15 protein-coding genes are annotated in these 15663 nt (G+C 62.0%); 7 read left to right on the top strand and 8 right to left on the bottom strand.

Going from position 1 to position 15663, the window contains the following annotated elements; genetic code table 11:
- Window positions 1-15 precede the first annotated feature (15 nt).
- From FW796_RS11870 to FW796_RS11855, 4 genes are read right to left on the bottom strand one after another with little or no spacing between them, the layout of a single operon-like run.
- Window positions 16-750 (bottom strand): amino acid ABC transporter ATP-binding protein, encoded by a 735-nt coding sequence (locus tag FW796_RS11870; protein ID WP_446439388.1) that lies wholly within the window; start codon window positions 748-750, stop codon window positions 16-18.
- The gene (locus tag FW796_RS11865) at window positions 737-1387 is read right to left on the bottom strand and encodes an amino acid ABC transporter permease (protein ID WP_346633344.1); all 651 of its coding nucleotides are present in this window, start codon (window positions 1385-1387) and stop codon (window positions 737-739) included. Before FW796_RS11865 ends, FW796_RS11870 begins: the two co-directional genes overlap by 14 nt.
- Window positions 1384-2052, bottom strand: a complete 669-nt coding sequence (locus tag FW796_RS11860) for an amino acid ABC transporter permease (RefSeq protein ID WP_213665230.1) — start codon at window positions 2050-2052, stop codon at window positions 1384-1386. Before FW796_RS11860 ends, FW796_RS11865 begins: the two co-directional genes overlap by 4 nt.
- 21 nt (window positions 2053-2073) lie before the next feature.
- On the bottom strand, window positions 2074-2859 hold the full coding sequence (locus tag FW796_RS11855) for a transporter substrate-binding domain-containing protein (RefSeq protein WP_404937880.1): 786 nt from the start codon (window positions 2857-2859) through the stop codon (window positions 2074-2076).
- 255 nt (window positions 2860-3114) lie between these two features.
- Here FW796_RS11855 and FW796_RS11850 point away from each other — a divergent pair, with 255 nt between their 5' ends.
- The 6 genes from FW796_RS11850 to FW796_RS11825 all read left to right on the top strand — a co-directional run bounded on the left by FW796_RS11850 (window position 3115) and on the right by FW796_RS11825 (window position 9198).
- On the top strand, window positions 3115-3819 hold the full coding sequence (locus tag FW796_RS11850; protein ID WP_346633341.1) for a FadR/GntR family transcriptional regulator: 705 nt from the start codon (window positions 3115-3117) through the stop codon (window positions 3817-3819).
- 120 nt (window positions 3820-3939) lie between these two features.
- Window positions 3940-4269 carry a thioredoxin TrxA gene (gene trxA, locus FW796_RS11845; protein WP_016967174.1) on the top strand — a complete coding sequence of 110 codons (330 nt, stop codon included), beginning with the start codon at window positions 3940-3942 and terminating at the stop codon, window positions 4267-4269.
- Window positions 4270-4516: 247 nt separating this feature from the next.
- On the top strand, window positions 4517-5776 hold the full coding sequence (gene rho / locus FW796_RS11840) for a transcription termination factor Rho (RefSeq protein WP_017125454.1): 1260 nt from the start codon (window positions 4517-4519) through the stop codon (window positions 5774-5776).
- A gap of 125 nt (window positions 5777-5901) precedes the next feature.
- Window positions 5902-7368 (top strand): 4-hydroxy-3-polyprenylbenzoate decarboxylase, encoded by a 1467-nt coding sequence (gene ubiD / locus FW796_RS11835; RefSeq protein ID WP_123726769.1) that lies wholly within the window; start codon window positions 5902-5904, stop codon window positions 7366-7368.
- Window positions 7368-8336, top strand: a complete 969-nt coding sequence (locus FW796_RS11830) for a CDP-6-deoxy-delta-3,4-glucoseen reductase (RefSeq protein ID WP_346633340.1) — start codon at window positions 7368-7370, stop codon at window positions 8334-8336. The genes ubiD and FW796_RS11830 overlap by 1 nt, the downstream gene beginning before the upstream one ends.
- Before the next feature lie 211 nt (window positions 8337-8547).
- Window positions 8548-9198: a gamma-glutamylcyclotransferase gene (locus FW796_RS11825; RefSeq protein ID WP_346633339.1), complete on the top strand. Its 651-nt coding sequence runs from the start codon at window positions 8548-8550 to the stop codon at window positions 9196-9198.
- 16 nt (window positions 9199-9214) lie between these two features.
- On the opposite strand, the gene FW796_RS11820 is transcribed toward FW796_RS11825, so the two are convergent.
- On the bottom strand, window positions 9215-10192 hold the full coding sequence (locus FW796_RS11820) for an NADPH:quinone oxidoreductase family protein (protein WP_446439387.1): 978 nt from the start codon (window positions 10190-10192) through the stop codon (window positions 9215-9217).
- Window positions 10193-10350: 158 nt separating this feature from the next.
- On the opposite strand from FW796_RS11820, the gene FW796_RS11815 reads away from it, so the two are divergent.
- Entirely contained in the window at window positions 10351-10758 is a 408-nt protein-coding gene (locus FW796_RS11815) for a flagellar basal body-associated protein FliL (protein ID WP_123726765.1), read from the top strand.
- A 102-nt stretch (window positions 10759-10860) separates the two neighbouring features.
- Here FW796_RS11815 and FW796_RS11810 read toward each other — a convergent pair whose 3' ends face one another.
- The 3 genes from FW796_RS11810 to FW796_RS11800 are packed head-to-tail and all read right to left on the bottom strand — an operon-like array spanning window position 10861 to window position 15658.
- The gene (locus FW796_RS11810; protein ID WP_123726764.1) at window positions 10861-11979 is read right to left on the bottom strand and encodes an ABC transporter permease; all 1119 of its coding nucleotides are present in this window, start codon (window positions 11977-11979) and stop codon (window positions 10861-10863) included.
- A complete protein-coding gene (gene rbbA / locus FW796_RS11805) occupies window positions 11979-14696 on the bottom strand; it encodes a ribosome-associated ATPase/putative transporter RbbA (protein ID WP_446439386.1) in 2718 nt (905 codons plus the stop codon). Before rbbA ends, FW796_RS11810 begins: the two co-directional genes overlap by 1 nt.
- Window positions 14693-15658: an HlyD family secretion protein gene (locus FW796_RS11800; RefSeq protein WP_446439385.1), complete on the bottom strand. Its 966-nt coding sequence runs from the start codon at window positions 15656-15658 to the stop codon at window positions 14693-14695. The genes rbbA and FW796_RS11800 overlap by 4 nt, the downstream gene beginning before the upstream one ends.
- Window positions 15659-15663 lie beyond the last annotated feature (5 nt).

The raw sequence follows: 15663 nt of genomic DNA, 5'->3' as shown, positions 1-15663 counted from the left end.
TGCGACACGGGAGCCTCAAGCCTGTTCGGTGCTGCCAATGAAGTTCGCCAGCTCGGCGGTCTGCGGATGAGCGAACAGCTGCTTGGGATCTCCCGCTTCATGCACTTTGCCCTGATGCATGAACACCAGCTTGTCGCCCACTTCTCGGGCAAAGCGCATCTCATGGGTGACCATGATCAGGGTCATGCCGTCCCGGGCCAGCTGACGCACCACGCTGAGCACTTCATTGACCAGTTCCGGGTCCAGGGCCGAGGTGATCTCATCGCACAACAGCACCTTGGGCGACATCGCCAAGGCTCGGGCAATGGCAACCCGCTGCTGCTGGCCGCCGGACAATCGATCCGGAAAGGCATCGAACTTCTCCGCCAGACCGACCCGGGCCAGCATCTGCCGCGCCAGTTCGGCAGCCTGGGCCTTGGGCACTTTCTGCACCACTTGCGGGGCCAGCATCACGTTCTCGCCCACGGTCAGGTGAGGGAACAGGTTGAACTGTTGGAACACCATGCCGACCTTCTGTCGCAGGCTGCGCAGATCGGCGCGGGCGGCGTCCAGGTATTCCCCATCGACCTCGATCACGCCATCGTTGATCGACTCCAGGCCGTTGAGGGTACGCAGCAGGGTGCTCTTGCCCGAGCCGCTGCGACCGATGATCGCCACTACCTGGCCCTCCTCGATGCTCAGGTCGATGCCTTTGAGCACATGGTGCTCGCCGTAATATTTATGCAGGGCGGAAATTCTAAGCAGAGGCATGCAGTCTCCTTTCCAGGTAGCGCGCGCTGAGGGACAGGGGGTAGCAGAGCAGGAAGTAGCCGAGGGCCACCAGGCCGTAGACCATGAAGGGCTCGAAGGTGGCATTGGCCAACATGCCGCCGGTCTTGGTCAGCTCGGTGAAACCGATGATCGAGGTCACCGCGGTGCCTTTGACCACTTGCACCGAGAAACCCACGGTGGGCGCCACGGCGATGCGCAGCGCTTGAGGCAGGATCACGTAGCGCAGCTGTTCATAGGGATTGAGCGCCAGGCTCGACGAAGCTTCCCACTGCCCGTGGGGGATCGATTCGACGCAGCCGCGCCAGATCTCCGCCAGGTAGGCGCTGGTGAACAGGGTCAGGGCGATGGCGGCCGCCAGCCAGGGCGAGATATCCACACCCAGCAAGGCAATACCGAAGAACACCAGGAACAGCTGCATCAACAGCGGCGTGCCCTGGAACAGTTCTATATAGGTGCGGGCGAAGGCGCAGGCAAAGGTCTTGTCGGAGATCCTCAGGGTCATGACCAGCAGGCCGATCACACCGCCGCCGACAAAGGCCACCAGGGACAGCAACAGGGTCCACTGCAAGCCGCTGAGCAGGTTGCGCAGGATGTCCCAGAAGGTGAAGTCGCTCATCGGCCGTTCCTCAGGATGTAGCGCTGGCCGAACCAGTTCAGCAACTGGCGGATGAGCAGGGCCATGCACAGGTAGATCAGGGTGGTCAGGGCGTAGGTTTCAAAAGCGCGGAAGTTGCGCGACTGGATGAAGTTGGCGGCGAAGCTCAGTTCCTCGGTGGCGATCTGCGAGCACACTGCCGAGCCCAGCATGACGATGATGATCTGGCTGCACAGGGCCGGCCAGACCTTGCCCAGGGCCGGCAGCAGCACCACGTGGCGAAAGGCTTCGAAGCGGCTCATGGCCAGGGCCGCTGCGGCCTCCAGCTGGCCCTTGGGAATCGCCTGGATGCCGGCACGGATGATTTCCGTGGAGTAGGCACCGAGGTTGATCACCATCGCCAGCACCGCCGCCTGCCACTCGGAAATCTGCAGGCCCAGGGATGGCAGCCCGAAGAAGATGAAAAACAACTGCACCAGGAACGGCGTGTTGCGGATCAGCTCGACGTAGACGCCGAAAATCGCCGCCAGGGGCTGGATCTTCCAGGCCCGCACCAGGGCCCCGGCTATCCCCAGGCTGACCCCCAACAGGGTGCCTATGGCGGTCAACTCCAGGGTGAACAGGGCGCCGCGCAGCAGCAGGCCGGTATTTTCCAGCACCGGCAGGAAGTCGAACTGATAAGCCATGCTCAAGCTCCGGGGCGACGATCAGAGGTCAGCCGGCAGTGGCTCTTTGAGCCACAGCTGGGAGTTCTTCTCCAGGGCGCCGTCAGCCTTGGCGGCACTGAGGATCTGGTTGACCTTGTCCAGCAACTCCGGCTGGTTCTTGTTGACGCCGACGTAGACCGGGGAGTCCTTGAGCTTGATCTTCATCGCCGGAATGCGTTTGGGATTGCGTTGGCTGATGGCGACCATCACCACGTTGCCGCTGGCGATCAGGTCCACCTGGCCGGCAAGGTAAGCGGCGATGGTGGAGTTGTTGTCCTCGAAGCGCTTGATGATCGCGCCTTGTGGGGCCACGGCGCTCAGCTCGATGTCCTCGATGGCGCCCCGGGTGACGCTGATGGTCTTGCCCTTGAGGTCGTCGAGGCCGGCGATGGCCGCGTCGGGCGCGCCGAAGACTGCGAGGTAGAAGGGCGCATAGGCCTTGGAGAAATCGATGACTTTCTCCCGCTCCGGGTTCTTGCCGAGGCTGGAGATCACCAGGTCCACCTTGCCGGTGGTGAGGAACGGAATGCGGTTGGTGCTGTTGACCGGGGTCAGCTCCAACTTGACCTTGAGCTGCTCGGCCAGCAGGCGCGCGGTGTCGATGTCCAGGCCACGGGGCTGCATGTCCGGGCCTACCGAGCCGAAGGGCGGGAAGTCCTGAGGCACCGCGACCTTGAGGGTGCCGCGGGCCACCACGTCGTCCAGGGCATTGGCCTGGGCCGGGGCCTGGGCCAGCAGCAGGCTGGCAAACAGGGCAGAGAGCAGGGCGCTGCAGCGTTTGGTCATGGCGAATCTCCGCAAGTCGTGGGAAGTGATTTCTGTGTGGCGACAGAGCACAGGCCATGCCAACACGCGGAAAAGGTCCTGGAAATACGGGTTTTACTGGCTTCTGTCGGTCTTACTGGTCTGAACAGTTGCGTGTTTTTTCGCACTCGGATCGGGCATAGGGTCGTGCCGTCGAACCCCCTTGGGGCACGACTTGCCGGGTTCGGCGAATAGCTTTACAAGGGAGCTTTTCCTGCACCGGCCAGCCTCAAGCCCATGAATTCGATTACCCGTGCCGTACCCGAAGTGGCGCTGCAAGCCATTCGCCAATTGATCAGCGAGCAGGGCTTCGGCCCGGGGGATGCGCTGCCTTCGCAGCGGGATCTGGCGCTGCAGTTGGGAGTCAGTCGGGCGTCGCTGCGTGAGGCGCTGTCATCCTTGAGCGCGCTGGGGGTGATCAGTGTGCAGCCGGGCAAGGGCGTGTTCGTCCAGGCTCCCGAGGCTCCGGCAGCCGGTGTCGGCTTGAGTTGGCCGTTCGCCGCCCAGGCTTCACCTGTGGATATCTTCCAGTTGCGCTATGCCCTGGAGGGTTTTGCCGCGGGGTTGGCGGCGGTGACCCTGACCGCTGATGAGCTGGATGCCCTGGAAGACAATGTCGAGGCCATGCGTCGCGAGTTGCGGTCCGGGGATTTTGAGGCGGCGGCGCGGCTGGATTTCGAGTTTCACCGAAAAATCCTCCTGGCCAGCGGCAACCAAGCGATGCTGAGTATCCTCAGCACCAGCGCCGAGATTTTCCTGGAAAGTCAGAAACTACCGTTCATCCGACCCGAACGGGCCATGGAAACTTGGCAGGAACACCGCAAGATCCTCCGCGCCCTGGCCCGGCACGCCTCGGGAGCGGCACAAAAGGCCATGCAGGAGCATGTGCGCAATGCGGCCTTGCGCACCGGAATCGCCTTTGTCACCCCCGCTTCTTCTTGAGCTGAGCTATACCCAAACTCATGGGGCACCATAGTTAGAGTCAATCATCTCCGGCTTCCTGAACGCGGGAAGGGCAGATATGATGGGCCACGTTTTTTTGCTTACAACCTGGAGAATTCCATGAGCAGCGATCTTATCAAACACGTCAGCGATGCCAGCTTCGAGGCCGACGTACTCAAAGCCGAAGGCGCTGTACTGGTCGACTACTGGGCTGAGTGGTGCGGCCCATGCAAAATGATCGCTCCGGTTCTGGACGAAATTGCTGAAACCTACAAAGGCAAACTGACCGTTGCCAAGCTGAACATCGACGAAAACTCGGAAACCCCGGCCAAGCATGGCGTGCGTGGTATCCCGACCCTGATGCTGTTCAAGAACGGCAATGTCGAAGCCACCAAGGTCGGCGCACTGTCCAAGTCGCAATTGGCAGCTTTCCTCGACGCGAACATCTAAGCGTCGATTTTCAGTGCCCTGGAAAAGCCCCGCAAAATGCGGGGCTTTTTCGTAATTGAGGGCTAGACGCTCCGAAACTCAGGTGTTACATTCGGCCCCGCACTGGTTTCTCCAGTGCCCCCTGCAAGCCGTCGCCGACGCTCTCCTTTTCGAATAAGTACGCGATCCTGTCGCCTTCTCTGCGGCGCGGCCTCATTAAGCCAAAAGCTTAATTTCCCCCCTCTATAAATGATTACGTCATTCCTATATGAATCTGACTGAACTCAAGCAAAAGCCGATTACCGAACTGCTCGAATTGGCCGAACAGATGGGCATAGAAAATATGGCCCGTTCGCGCAAGCAGGACGTGATTTTCTCCCTGCTGAAAAAGCACGCGAAAAGCGGTGAGGAAATTTCCGGTGATGGCGTGCTGGAGATCCTCCAGGACGGCTTCGGCTTCCTCCGCTCCTCCGACGCCTCCTACCTGGCCGGCCCGGACGATATCTACGTCTCGCCAAGCCAGATCCGTCGCTTCAACTTGCGCACCGGTGACACCATCGTTGGCAAGATCCGCCCTCCGAAGGAAGGCGAGCGGTACTTCGCGCTGCTCAAGGTCGATACCATCAATTACGACCGTCCCGAGAACGCCAAGAACAAGATTCTGTTCGAAAACCTGACGCCGCTGTTCCCGACCGTGCGCATGAAGATGGAAGCCGGCAACGGTTCCACCGAAGACCTGACCGGTCGTGTCATCGACCTGTGCGCTCCGATCGGTAAAGGCCAGCGTGGTCTGATCGTTGCTCCGCCAAAGGCGGGCAAGACCATCATGCTGCAGAACATTGCTGCGAACATCACCCGTAACAACCCTGAAGTTCATCTGATCGTGCTGTTGATCGACGAGCGTCCGGAAGAAGTGACCGAAATGCAGCGCACCGTGCGCGGCGAAGTGGTCGCCTCCACCTTCGACGAGCCGCCAACCCGCCACGTACAAGTGGCCGAGATGGTGATCGAGAAGGCCAAGCGCCTGGTTGAACACAAGAAGGATGTGGTGATCCTGCTGGACTCCATCACCCGTCTGGCCCGTGCCTACAACACCGTGATCCCGAGCTCCGGCAAGGTTCTGACCGGTGGTGTCGACGCCCACGCCCTGGAAAAACCGAAGCGTTTCTTCGGCGCCGCGCGGAATATCGAAGAAGGCGGCTCGCTGACCATCATCGCCACCGCACTGGTTGAAACCGGTTCGAAGATGGACGAAGTGATCTACGAAGAGTTCAAGGGTACCGGCAACATGGAACTGCCCCTGGACCGCAAGATCGCTGAAAAGCGCGTCTTCCCGGCAATCAACATCAACCGTTCCGGCACCCGCCGCGAAGAGTTGCTGACCGCCGACGACGAGCTGCAGCGCATGTGGATCCTGCGCAAGCTTCTGCATCCCATGGATGAAGTTGCAGCCATCGAGTTCCTGGTCGACAAGCTGAAACAGACCAAGACCAACGATGAGTTCTTCCTGTCGATGAAACGCAAGTAAATCGATCAGGCCAGCAAGAGCCGGGGAAACCCGGCTTTTTGCTATCTGACATTCTCTATTCTGAACCTGTGGGTTCGGCGCTAAACTGCCTGCCCCGAATGCCACGGCGAAAACGAGGCTCACGCATGCAGTATCGCGACTTGCGCGACTTTATCAGCGGCCTGGAACAGCGCTCGGAACTCAAGCGCATCCAGGTTCCGGTGTCCCCAGTGCTGGAAATGACCGAGGTCTGCGATCGCACCTTGCGTGCCAAAGGCCCGGCCCTGTTGTTTGAGAACCCCACCGGTTATGACATCCCCGTGCTCGGCAACCTGTTCGGTACCCCCGAGCGCGTGGCCCTGGGCATGGGCGCCGAAGCCGTCAGCGAACTGCGCGAGATCGGCAAGCTGCTGGCTTTCCTCAAGGAGCCGGAGCCGCCCAAGGGCTTGAAGGATGCCTGGTCCAAGCTGCCGATCTTCCGCAAGATCATTTCCATGGCACCCAAGGTGGTCAAGGATGCGGTCTGCCAGGAAGTGGTGATCGAAGGCGACGACGTCGACCTTGGCATGCTGCCGGTACAGACCTGCTGGCCAGGCGACGTCGGGCCGCTGATCACTTGGGGCCTGACCGTGACCAAGGGTCCGAACAAGGACCGGCAGAACCTCGGTATCTATCGTCAGCAGGTGATCGGCCGCAACAAGGTGATCATGCGCTGGTTGAGCCATCGTGGCGGCGCCCTGGATTACCGCGAGTGGTGCGAGAAGCATCCGGGCACGCCGTTCCCGGTGTCCGTTGCCCTGGGCGCCGACCCGGCAACTATCCTGGGTGCCGTGACCCCGGTGCCGGACAGCCTCTCCGAATACGCCTTCGCCGGCCTGCTGCGGGGCAACCGCACCGAACTGGTGAAGTGCCGTGGTAATGACCTGCAAGTGCCGGCCACCGCCGAAATCATCCTTGAAGGGGTGATTCATCCCGGCGAGATGGCCGATGAAGGCCCGTACGGCGACCATACTGGCTACTACAACGAAGTCGACAGCTTCCCGGTGTTCACCGTGGAGCGCATCACCCACCGCATCAAGCCGATCTATCACAGCACCTACACCGGCCGGCCGCCGGATGAGCCAGCGATTCTCGGCGTGGCGCTGAACGAAGTATTCGTGCCGATCCTGCAGAAGCAGTTCCCGGAAATCACCGACTTCTACCTGCCGCCAGAAGGCTGCTCGTACCGCATGGCGGTGGTGACCATGAAGAAGCAGTACCCGGGCCACGCCAAGCGGGTAATGCTGGGTGTCTGGTCGTTTTTACGACAGTTCATGTACACCAAGTTCGTTATCGTCACCGACGACGATATCAATGCCCGGGACTGGAACGACGTGATCTGGGCCATCACCACACGCATGGACCCCAAGCGCGACACGGTGATGATCGACAACACCCCGATCGACTACCTCGACTTCGCCTCGCCGGTGTCTGGCCTTGGCTCGAAGATGGGGCTCGATGCCACTCACAAGTGGCCCGGAGAAACCACCCGAGAGTGGGGCCGGGTCATCGTCAAGGATGAGGCGGTCACCCGCCGGATCGATGCCATCTGGAATCAGTTAGGAATAGATTGATGCGTGTAACCTTGCAGCCCTCCGGAGCGGTGCTTGAGACGCTGCCCGGCGAGCGGATTCTCGATGCGGCGCGGCGCCTGGGCTATGAATGCCCGCAGAGCTGCCGCAATGGCAACTGTCACGTGTGCGCGGCCCTGCTGGTGGAGGGCAGCGTGCAGCAAGCCGGCGATGTGCGTGACCACGGTGAGTTCTACACTTGCATTGCAGAGCCGCTGGAAGACTGCATTGTGCTGTGGGATGGCGTCCTTGCGCTGGGAGAGTTGCCGGTGCGCAGCTTGTCGTGTCAGCTCACTGAGTGCCTTGAGGTCGGCGGCGATGTCTGGCGGGTCAGGCTGCGGGCGCCGGCCGGCAAGCCACCTCGCTATCACGCGGGCCAGTACCTGATGCTGGAGCGGGATAACGGTGAGAAGTCGGCCTTTTCCCTGGCTTCGGCGCCCCATTGCGGGCGTGATCTGGAACTGCATGTGCTGGTGCGCGAAAACAGTGCGCAGAGCTTGATGGAGCAGTTGCAGCGCAACCGCATGGCTCGGGTCGAATTGCCTTTTGGCGACACTCACCTGGCCGAGTTACCGGAGGGACCGCTGGTGCTGATCGCTGCCGGTACCGGTATGGCACAGATGCACAGCCTGATCGAGCACTGCCGGGCCAAAGGCTTCAAGTATCCGGTGCACCTGTATTGGGGTGTACGCCGGCCGGAAGATTTCTATCAGCTGGAACACTGGGATGAGTGGCAGCAACTGCCCAATCTCTATCTGCACAAGGTGGTCAGCGACCTGTGCGGTTGGGAGGGGCGCTGCGGCATGCTGCATGAGGCGGTTTGCGAGGACATCGCCGACCTGTCGTCGGTGCATGTCTACGCCAGCGGTTCGCCAGCCATGATCTACGCCACCTTGGACGCTCTGGTGAACGCCGGTATGGATGCCCATCAAATGCGGGCGGACGTGTTTGCCTACGCCCCGCGGCCCTGACTGCATCGGCCCCGTCCTTTCGTTATAACTCTGTATATAGCCCATCGGTATTTAGATAATTAAATAAATGCCGGTAGGTTATATATAAGCCTTCAACTTGAGTGCTGCTCTAGTGGCACTTAACTTGCCTTGAAACTTATGTGTCTTGTAGTTACTGCCAAGCGTTCTATTAAGTAACTTCTTTTACGCGGGGAGCCGAACGCTATTCGCCATGACAGCCCTTGAATCCAGTTATCTGAATCTGGCTTACCCTCCGCGGCTCGATCTGGGACCGCAGCTGACACACGAACAACTTCTCAGCTCCATGCAGTCCACCATGGCCCGGCACAAGGGCGGCCCGGTCTGGTTGTTCGCCTACGGTTCATTGATCTGGCGCCCGGAGTGTTCGGCGGTCGAGCGCATGCGTGGCCGGGTGCATGGCTATCATCGCGGTCTCTACTTGTGGTCCCACGAGCATCGCGGTACTCCGGAGCTGCCGGGGCTGGTGTTCGGTCTGGATCGCGGGGGCTCCTGCAGCGGCTTTGCCTATCGGCTGCCGGAGGAGCAATTGGATGCGTCGCTGTATGCCCTGTGGCAACGTGAAATGCCTTATCCCTCTTACCGTCCGCACTGGCTCAACTGCCGCCTTGAGGACGGCAGCCAGGTCCAGGCCCTGGGCTTTGTGCTGGAACGGCACCTGCCCAGCTATGCCGGCAATCTGCCGGATCATGTACTGAGTCAGGTGTTCGAAAGCGCTTGCGGGCGTTATGGCACCACCCGCGATTATGTCGAGCAGACGGTCCAGGCCCTGCGCAGCCACGCCATGCCGGATCGCAACCTGGAAGCGCGGCTCAAGCGCTGCAAGGGCGCTGTCGCCCATTGAGCCTCGGCAGAGGCTCTTAGCGAACCTGTACCACGACTTTACCCACTGCTTTGCGCTGACCGAGGTCATCAATGGCCCGGGCGGCTTCGATCAGTGGGTAGACCTGGGATACCAGCGGTTTCAGTTTGCCTTCGGCGAACCAGCCGAACAGCTGCTGGAAATTCGCGGCGTTGTCCTGGGGTTGGCGTTGGGCGAAGGAGCCCCAGAACACACCCACCACAGCCGCTCCCTTGAGCAGCGCCAGGTTCACGGGCAGTTCGGGAATGCGCCCGCTGGCAAAGCCCACCACCAGCAGGCGGCCATTCCAGGCAATGGAGCGGATGGCCTGGTCGAACAGGTCACCGCCCACCGGATCGTAGATCACGTCGGCACCGTTGCCATCGGTCAGGCGCTTGATCTCGTCCTTCAGGTTGCTTTCGCTGTAGTTGATCAGCTCATCGGCGCCGGCGGCCTTGGCCACGGCGAGCTTTTCCGCGCTGCTGGCGGCGGCGATTACCCGGGCGCCCATGGCCTTGCCGATTTCCACCGCCGCCAGTCCGACTCCGCCCGAGGCACCGAGCACCAGCAGGGTTTCACCGGGTTGCAGGTTGCCCCGCTGCTTGAGGGCGTGCATCGAGGTGCCGTAGGTCATGCTGAAGGCGGCAGCGGTGTTGAAGTCCATGGCGGCAGGAATCGGCAGCACGTTGTAGCCCGGCACCGCCACCTGCTCGGCGAAGCTGCCCCAGCCGGTCAGGGCCATGACTCGGTCGCCAACCTTGAGATGGCTGATCTTCTCGCCCACTGCACTGACCACACCGGCCGCTTCGCCGCCCGGGGAGAAAGGGAACGGCGGCTTGAACTGGTATTTGCCCTCGATGATCAGGGTGTCCGGGAAGTTGACCCCTGCGGCATGCACGTCCAGCAGGACCTCGTTCTTCTTCGGCACGGGACTTGCGACCTCTTCCAGCACCAGCGTTTCGGCGGGGCCGAAGGCTTTGCACAGCACGGCTTTCATCAGGGCTATTCCTTTGGGAGTGGTGGCCGATAAGTGTAGGAGTGTGAATCAGGCGGTCAACGAGCATGCCCAGCCCTGATGGTCAGCCATAAGCTTGTGCTTGGGCTCAGGCGGGCGGGCCTTTATGCTAGGCCGCAAACCGGATTAAGGAGCGAATTGTGAAAGCGTGGATCATGTTGCTGCTGGCCCTCTCTCTGCCGATGGCAGCCGGGGCTGAAGAGGCCAAAGAAGGCGAAGCACCGAAAGTCAGCTACATCAGCCTGAGCCCACCATTCGTAGGCAACTACGGCCTGGATGGCGGCCCCAAGCTTAAGGTCTACAAGGCTGACGTGGCTCTGCGGGTGACCGGCGATGCCTCGGCCCAGGCGGTCAAGGCCAACGAGCCACTGATTCGCAATCAGTTGGTGGCGCTGTTCGCCCAGCAGACCACCGACACCATGAACAACGTCGAGGCCAAGGAAAAGCTGCGCCAGGAAGCCCTCAAGCAGGTGCAACAGGTGATGAACGATGAAACCGGCAAGCCGGTGGTGGAAGATCTGCTGTTCAACAACCTAATCATCCAGTAACCCTGCCAGCAGTAGGAGCTGGCTTGCCAGCGAAGACGTCCTAGCGGGCGATGCAGGGCTGAAGGGTCCTTCGCCGGCAAGCCGGCTCCTACCGGGTGCGAGTCATGAGGCGAGGCTTTTGCGAAAGCGCGCCAGGGCGATGGCGAAGAACAGCAGGCCGATTGCTGTCAGCGCCAGCAGGTCCGGCCAGACGACGTTGACCCCGGCATCGCGAAACAGGATTGCCGCGCTGAGGCTGACGAAATGGGTCGAGGGTGAGCCCTGCATGACCCATTGCAGCCATTGCGGCATGCTGTCCAGCGGCGTGCTGCCACCGGACAACAGCAGCATGGGAATGATCACCGGGATCGCCAGCAGGCCGAACTGCGGGGTTGAGCGGGCCAGGGTGGCAAGGAAGATCCCCAAGGCGGTGCTGGCGAACAGATACAACGCGGTGACCATCAGGAACAGCCCCATTGAGCCCGCCAGTGGTACCCCCAGCACGCCTTTGACTATCACCTCCAGCGATATCCAGGTGCACAGCACCACCACCAGCATATTGCTCCAGATTTTCGCCAGCATGATCTCCAGGGCCGTCAGCGGCAGTACCAGCAAGTGGTCGAGGGTGCCGTGCTCGCGCTCGCGCAGCAGCGCGGTACCGGTGAGCACGATCGCCAGGATGGTGATGTTGTTGACGATCTGGATCACCGCAAGAAACCAGCCTCCCTCCAGGTTAGTGTTGAACAGCGCGCGGGTGGTGAGCAGGGCCGGGGCCTTGCTCGCGGCATCCGCCTGGTTGGCATAGTTGAGCAACTCGCGCTGGAAGATCCGGCCAATGTAGCCGGCGCCCATGAACGCCTGGCTCATGGCGGTGGCGTCGACGTTGACCTGCACCGCCGGCTGGCGGCCGGCCAGCAGGTCGCTCTGGAAGTTGGCGGGGATGTTGATCACAAAAGTGTACTGACCGCTGTCCATCACCTTGTCCAGTTGGTCGTAGGGCAGGGCGACCGGGTTCTGGAACTCCGGTGGTTGCAGGGCTTCTGCCAATTGTCGTGACAGTGCGCTGTGGTCTTCATCCACCAGGGCCACGCTAGCGTTGTGTACGCCAATGACCGAGCCGGCTGCCGGCAGGTAGATGGCCACGGTGAAGGCATACAGCAGGAACAGCAGCAAGACGCTGTCGTGACGCAGGCTGGTGAGCTCCTTGAGCCCCAGGCGCAGGATGTGGGCGAGTCGATTCATCAGACCTCCTGCTTTTTCAACATGATCAGGCTGAGCCCGGTGAAACCGAGGAAGAACCCGATCAGTGCCAGGCATTGAGGCCACAGCTCCCGTAGGTCCAGGGCCTTGGTGAAGGTGCCGACGGCGATGTCGAGGAAGTACCCGGCGGGGAATAACTGCCCCATGATCGCCGCCGATCCTTCCAGGGATGAGCGCGGTACGATCAGCCCGGAGAACTGGATCGTGGGCAGGCTGGTGATGATCATGGTGCCGAGAATCGCCGCGATCTGCGTGCGGGTGAAGGCCGAGATCAGCAGACCCATGCTGGTGGTGGCCAGCACGTAGAGTACGCCGCCCAGGGCCAGGGTCAGGCCGCTGCCCTTGAAGGGCACGCCGAACAGCCAGCGGTTCATGGCCACCAGCAATCCCAGGTTGACCAGGCTCACGGCCAGGTACGGCGCCTGCTTGCCAAGGAGGAACTCCAGGCGGGTCAGCGGGGTGGCATAGAAGTTGGTGATCGAGCCCAGTTCCTTTTCGCGAACGATGCCCAGGGCGGTAAGCATGGCCGGAATGAACGCCAGGATCAGCGCCATGACCCCGGGGCCGATGGCGTTGACGCTGACTACGTCCTGGTTGTAGCGAAAGCGTGTTTCCAGCTTGGCTGCGGGCCTTGAGTTAAGTGCCGGACTGCTTTGTTCAGCCAGGCGCTCGAGGTTGGCCTGGTGCACTGCCTCGACGTAGTTGCGGCTGGTTTCCGCGCGAAACGGCATGCCGCCATCCAGCCAGGCCGCCACCGCCGGTTGGCGGCCGGCATACAGGTCACGGCCAAAGCCGGGAGGGATTTCCAGGGCCAGCTTGATCTCCGAACGCTGCAGGCGCCGATGCAGTTCGGCGGAGCTGCGGATGGTGGGTTTTTCCTCGAAGTAGCGTGAGCTGCGGAAGGCCTCCAGGTAGGCGCGGCTTTGCGGCGTCTGGTCCTGGTCGTAGACGGCGAAGGCGAGTTTTTCCACATCCAGGGAAATGCCGTAGCCAAAGATCACCATCATGAAGATCGCCCCTAGCAGGGCAAAGCCCAGGCGCACTTTGTCCCGCAGTAGTTCCTTGCCCTCCCGGGTCGCCACCGCCAGCAGTCGGGCCAGGCTCAGGCCCGAGCGCGGAGGCGCGATGGTGCTGCCGGCGGCTGCGGGTTGCGGAGGCGGCGGTGTGTCCGCAGGCCCTTGGGCCTCTTCCAGGCAGCGGACGAAAGCCGCCTCCAGCGTTTCACCGGCAAATTGCTGTTGTAGCGCCGCCGGAGTGTCGCAGGCCAGTACCTTGCCGGCGTGCATCAGCGAGATGCGGTCGCAGCGCTGGGCCTCGTTCATGAAGTGGGTGGAGAGGAAGATCGTCACCCCCTGATCTCGGGACAACTCGATCAGCAGGCGCCAGAAATCGTCACGGGCCGCCGGGTCGACCCCGGAGGTGGGTTCGTCAAGGATCAGCACTTCCGGGCGATGCAGCACCGCCACCGCCAGGGACAGGCGCTGGCGCAGGCCCAGGGGCAGGGCGCCGGATTGCTGCTCGGCGATTGCGCCCAGGTCGAAGCGCTGGATCAGTTCCTCGATGCGTGGGCCGCTCTCGGTTTTCGGCAGGTCGAACAGGCGGGCATGCAGCTCCAGGTTCTGGCGCACGCTGAGTTCGCCATAAAGAGAAAAACTCTGGGACATGAAGCCGACCCGCTTGCGGGTGGCCAGGTCCTTGGCGTCCACCGGATTGCCCAGCAGTTTGGCGCTGCCTTCAGTGGCGGGCATCAGCCCAGTGAGGACTTTCATGGTGGTGGTCTTGCCGCAGCCGTTGGAGCCGAGGAAGCCGAAGATCTCTCCGCGACCAATGGCGAAGCTCACCTTGTTGACTGCGGTGAAGTCACCGAAGCGCAAGGTCAGTTCGTGGGCTTCGATGGCGATGTCCTGAGCGTCGCCGGAGCGGGGCGGGATCACCAGGGGCTGGTTGTCGTGGCCGCTGTCACCCTGGAAATGGGTGAAGGCATCGTCCAGCTTGCCGCTGCCCGTCACCTGCGCCAGCTCTCGGCTCAGGCCCTGGGCGATCAATTTGCCCTGGTCGAGCATCAGGCAATGCTCGAACTGTTCGGCTTCTTCCATGTAGGCGGTGGCCACCAACAGGGTCAGTTGTGGCCGTTGCTGGCGCACATCCTCCACCAGTTCCCAGAAGCGTCGGCGGGAAAGCGGATCGACCCCGGTGGTGGGTTCGTCGAGGATCAACAGATCCGGTTCGTGGATCAGCGCGCAGCACAGACCGAGTTTCTGCTTCATCCCACCGGACAGCTTGCCCGCCGGGCGTTCGGCAAAACGCAGCAGGTCGGTGGCCAGCAGCAGGCTGTGCATGCGCTGGTCGCATTCGTCACGGGGCAGACCGAACAGGGTGGCGAAGAAGCGGATGTTTTCGCTGATGGACAGCTCGGGATACAGGTTGCCCCCCAGCCCCTGGGGCATGAAGGCGATACGCGGGTAGAGGCTGCTGCGGTGGCGGCGCTGGGAGATGGCTCCGCCGAGTACCTCGAGCTCGCCTTGCTGAAGCTTCTTGACCCCGGCAATCAGCCCGAGAAGGCTCGACTTGCCGGCACCGTCAGGACCGATCAGGCCGCAGCGCGTGCCTGCCGGGAGGCTGAAGCTGATGTCGATCAGGGCCTGTTGGGCGCCGTAGCGATGGCTGATGCCGGTGGCGTGCAGCGCCAGGGCACTCATTGCAGGTTAGCCGGCCAGTCCACGGGGGCGGTGCGCACATAACCGGCACCGGGCATGCCCGGTTTGGCCTGGGGCACGGCGGTGGGTTGAGTCAGGCGCACCTTGACCCGGAATACCAGTTTCTGGCGTTCGTCCCGGGTTTCCACTTCTTTGGGGGTGAATTGCGACTTGGCCGCGACGAAGCTGATCTTCGCCGGCAGTGGCTGGTTGGGCAGGGCGTCGAGAACAATCCGCGACTCATCGCCCACCGTCAGGCGTCCGGTGACCGAGGCTGGCAGGTAAAGGTTCATGTATTGGTCGTTGGGATCGATCAACAGCAGTACTCGGCCGCCGGCCCCCAGTACTTCGCCAGGTTCGGCCAGACGCAGTTGGATGATGCCGTCGATGGGGGCTCGCAGGCTGCTGTCGTCGATCTCGCTGGTGAGCTGGGCAACCTGGGCCAGGGCGGCGCCGATAGCGGCCTTGACCGCTGCAACCTGAGCCTGGGCCGCCAGCACGGCTGCATTTCCGGTGTTCAGCCGAGCCTGTTGCTGATCGATGATCTGTTGGCTGGCGAAGCCGCGCCTGAACAGTTCCTGGGAGCGCTTGAGTTCCTGATTGGCCAGGAGCAACTCGCTCTGGCGCAGTTGCACGTTGGCTTCTGCGGCGGAGAGGTTTTCCCGGGCGCGCAGCACTTCGGCTTCGGCCTGGCTGCGCTGGGCCTCCAGGGTGCGGGTGTCCATGCGGGCCAGCAGTTGGCCCTGGAGCACTTTGTCGCCTTCATTGACCCGCACTTCCGCCAGCCGCCCGGGAATCTTGCTGGCGATCTGCACCTCGGTGGCTTCGAGGCGGCCATTGCCCATGCTCAACCCTTCCGGCAGACGGTCCTGGAGGGATTTCCAGTAACCGAAGCCACCAGCGGCGAGCAACAGAATCAAGAGGGAAACAGCGAAAAGGCGGGAAGAACGGTGGTTCGTCGACATGTGTT

This window comes from Pseudomonas sp. 910_21 (assembly GCF_052850735.1).
Note: the sequence above shows the minus strand (reverse complement) of the source record. Positions and strands in the feature narration are given on the sequence as shown.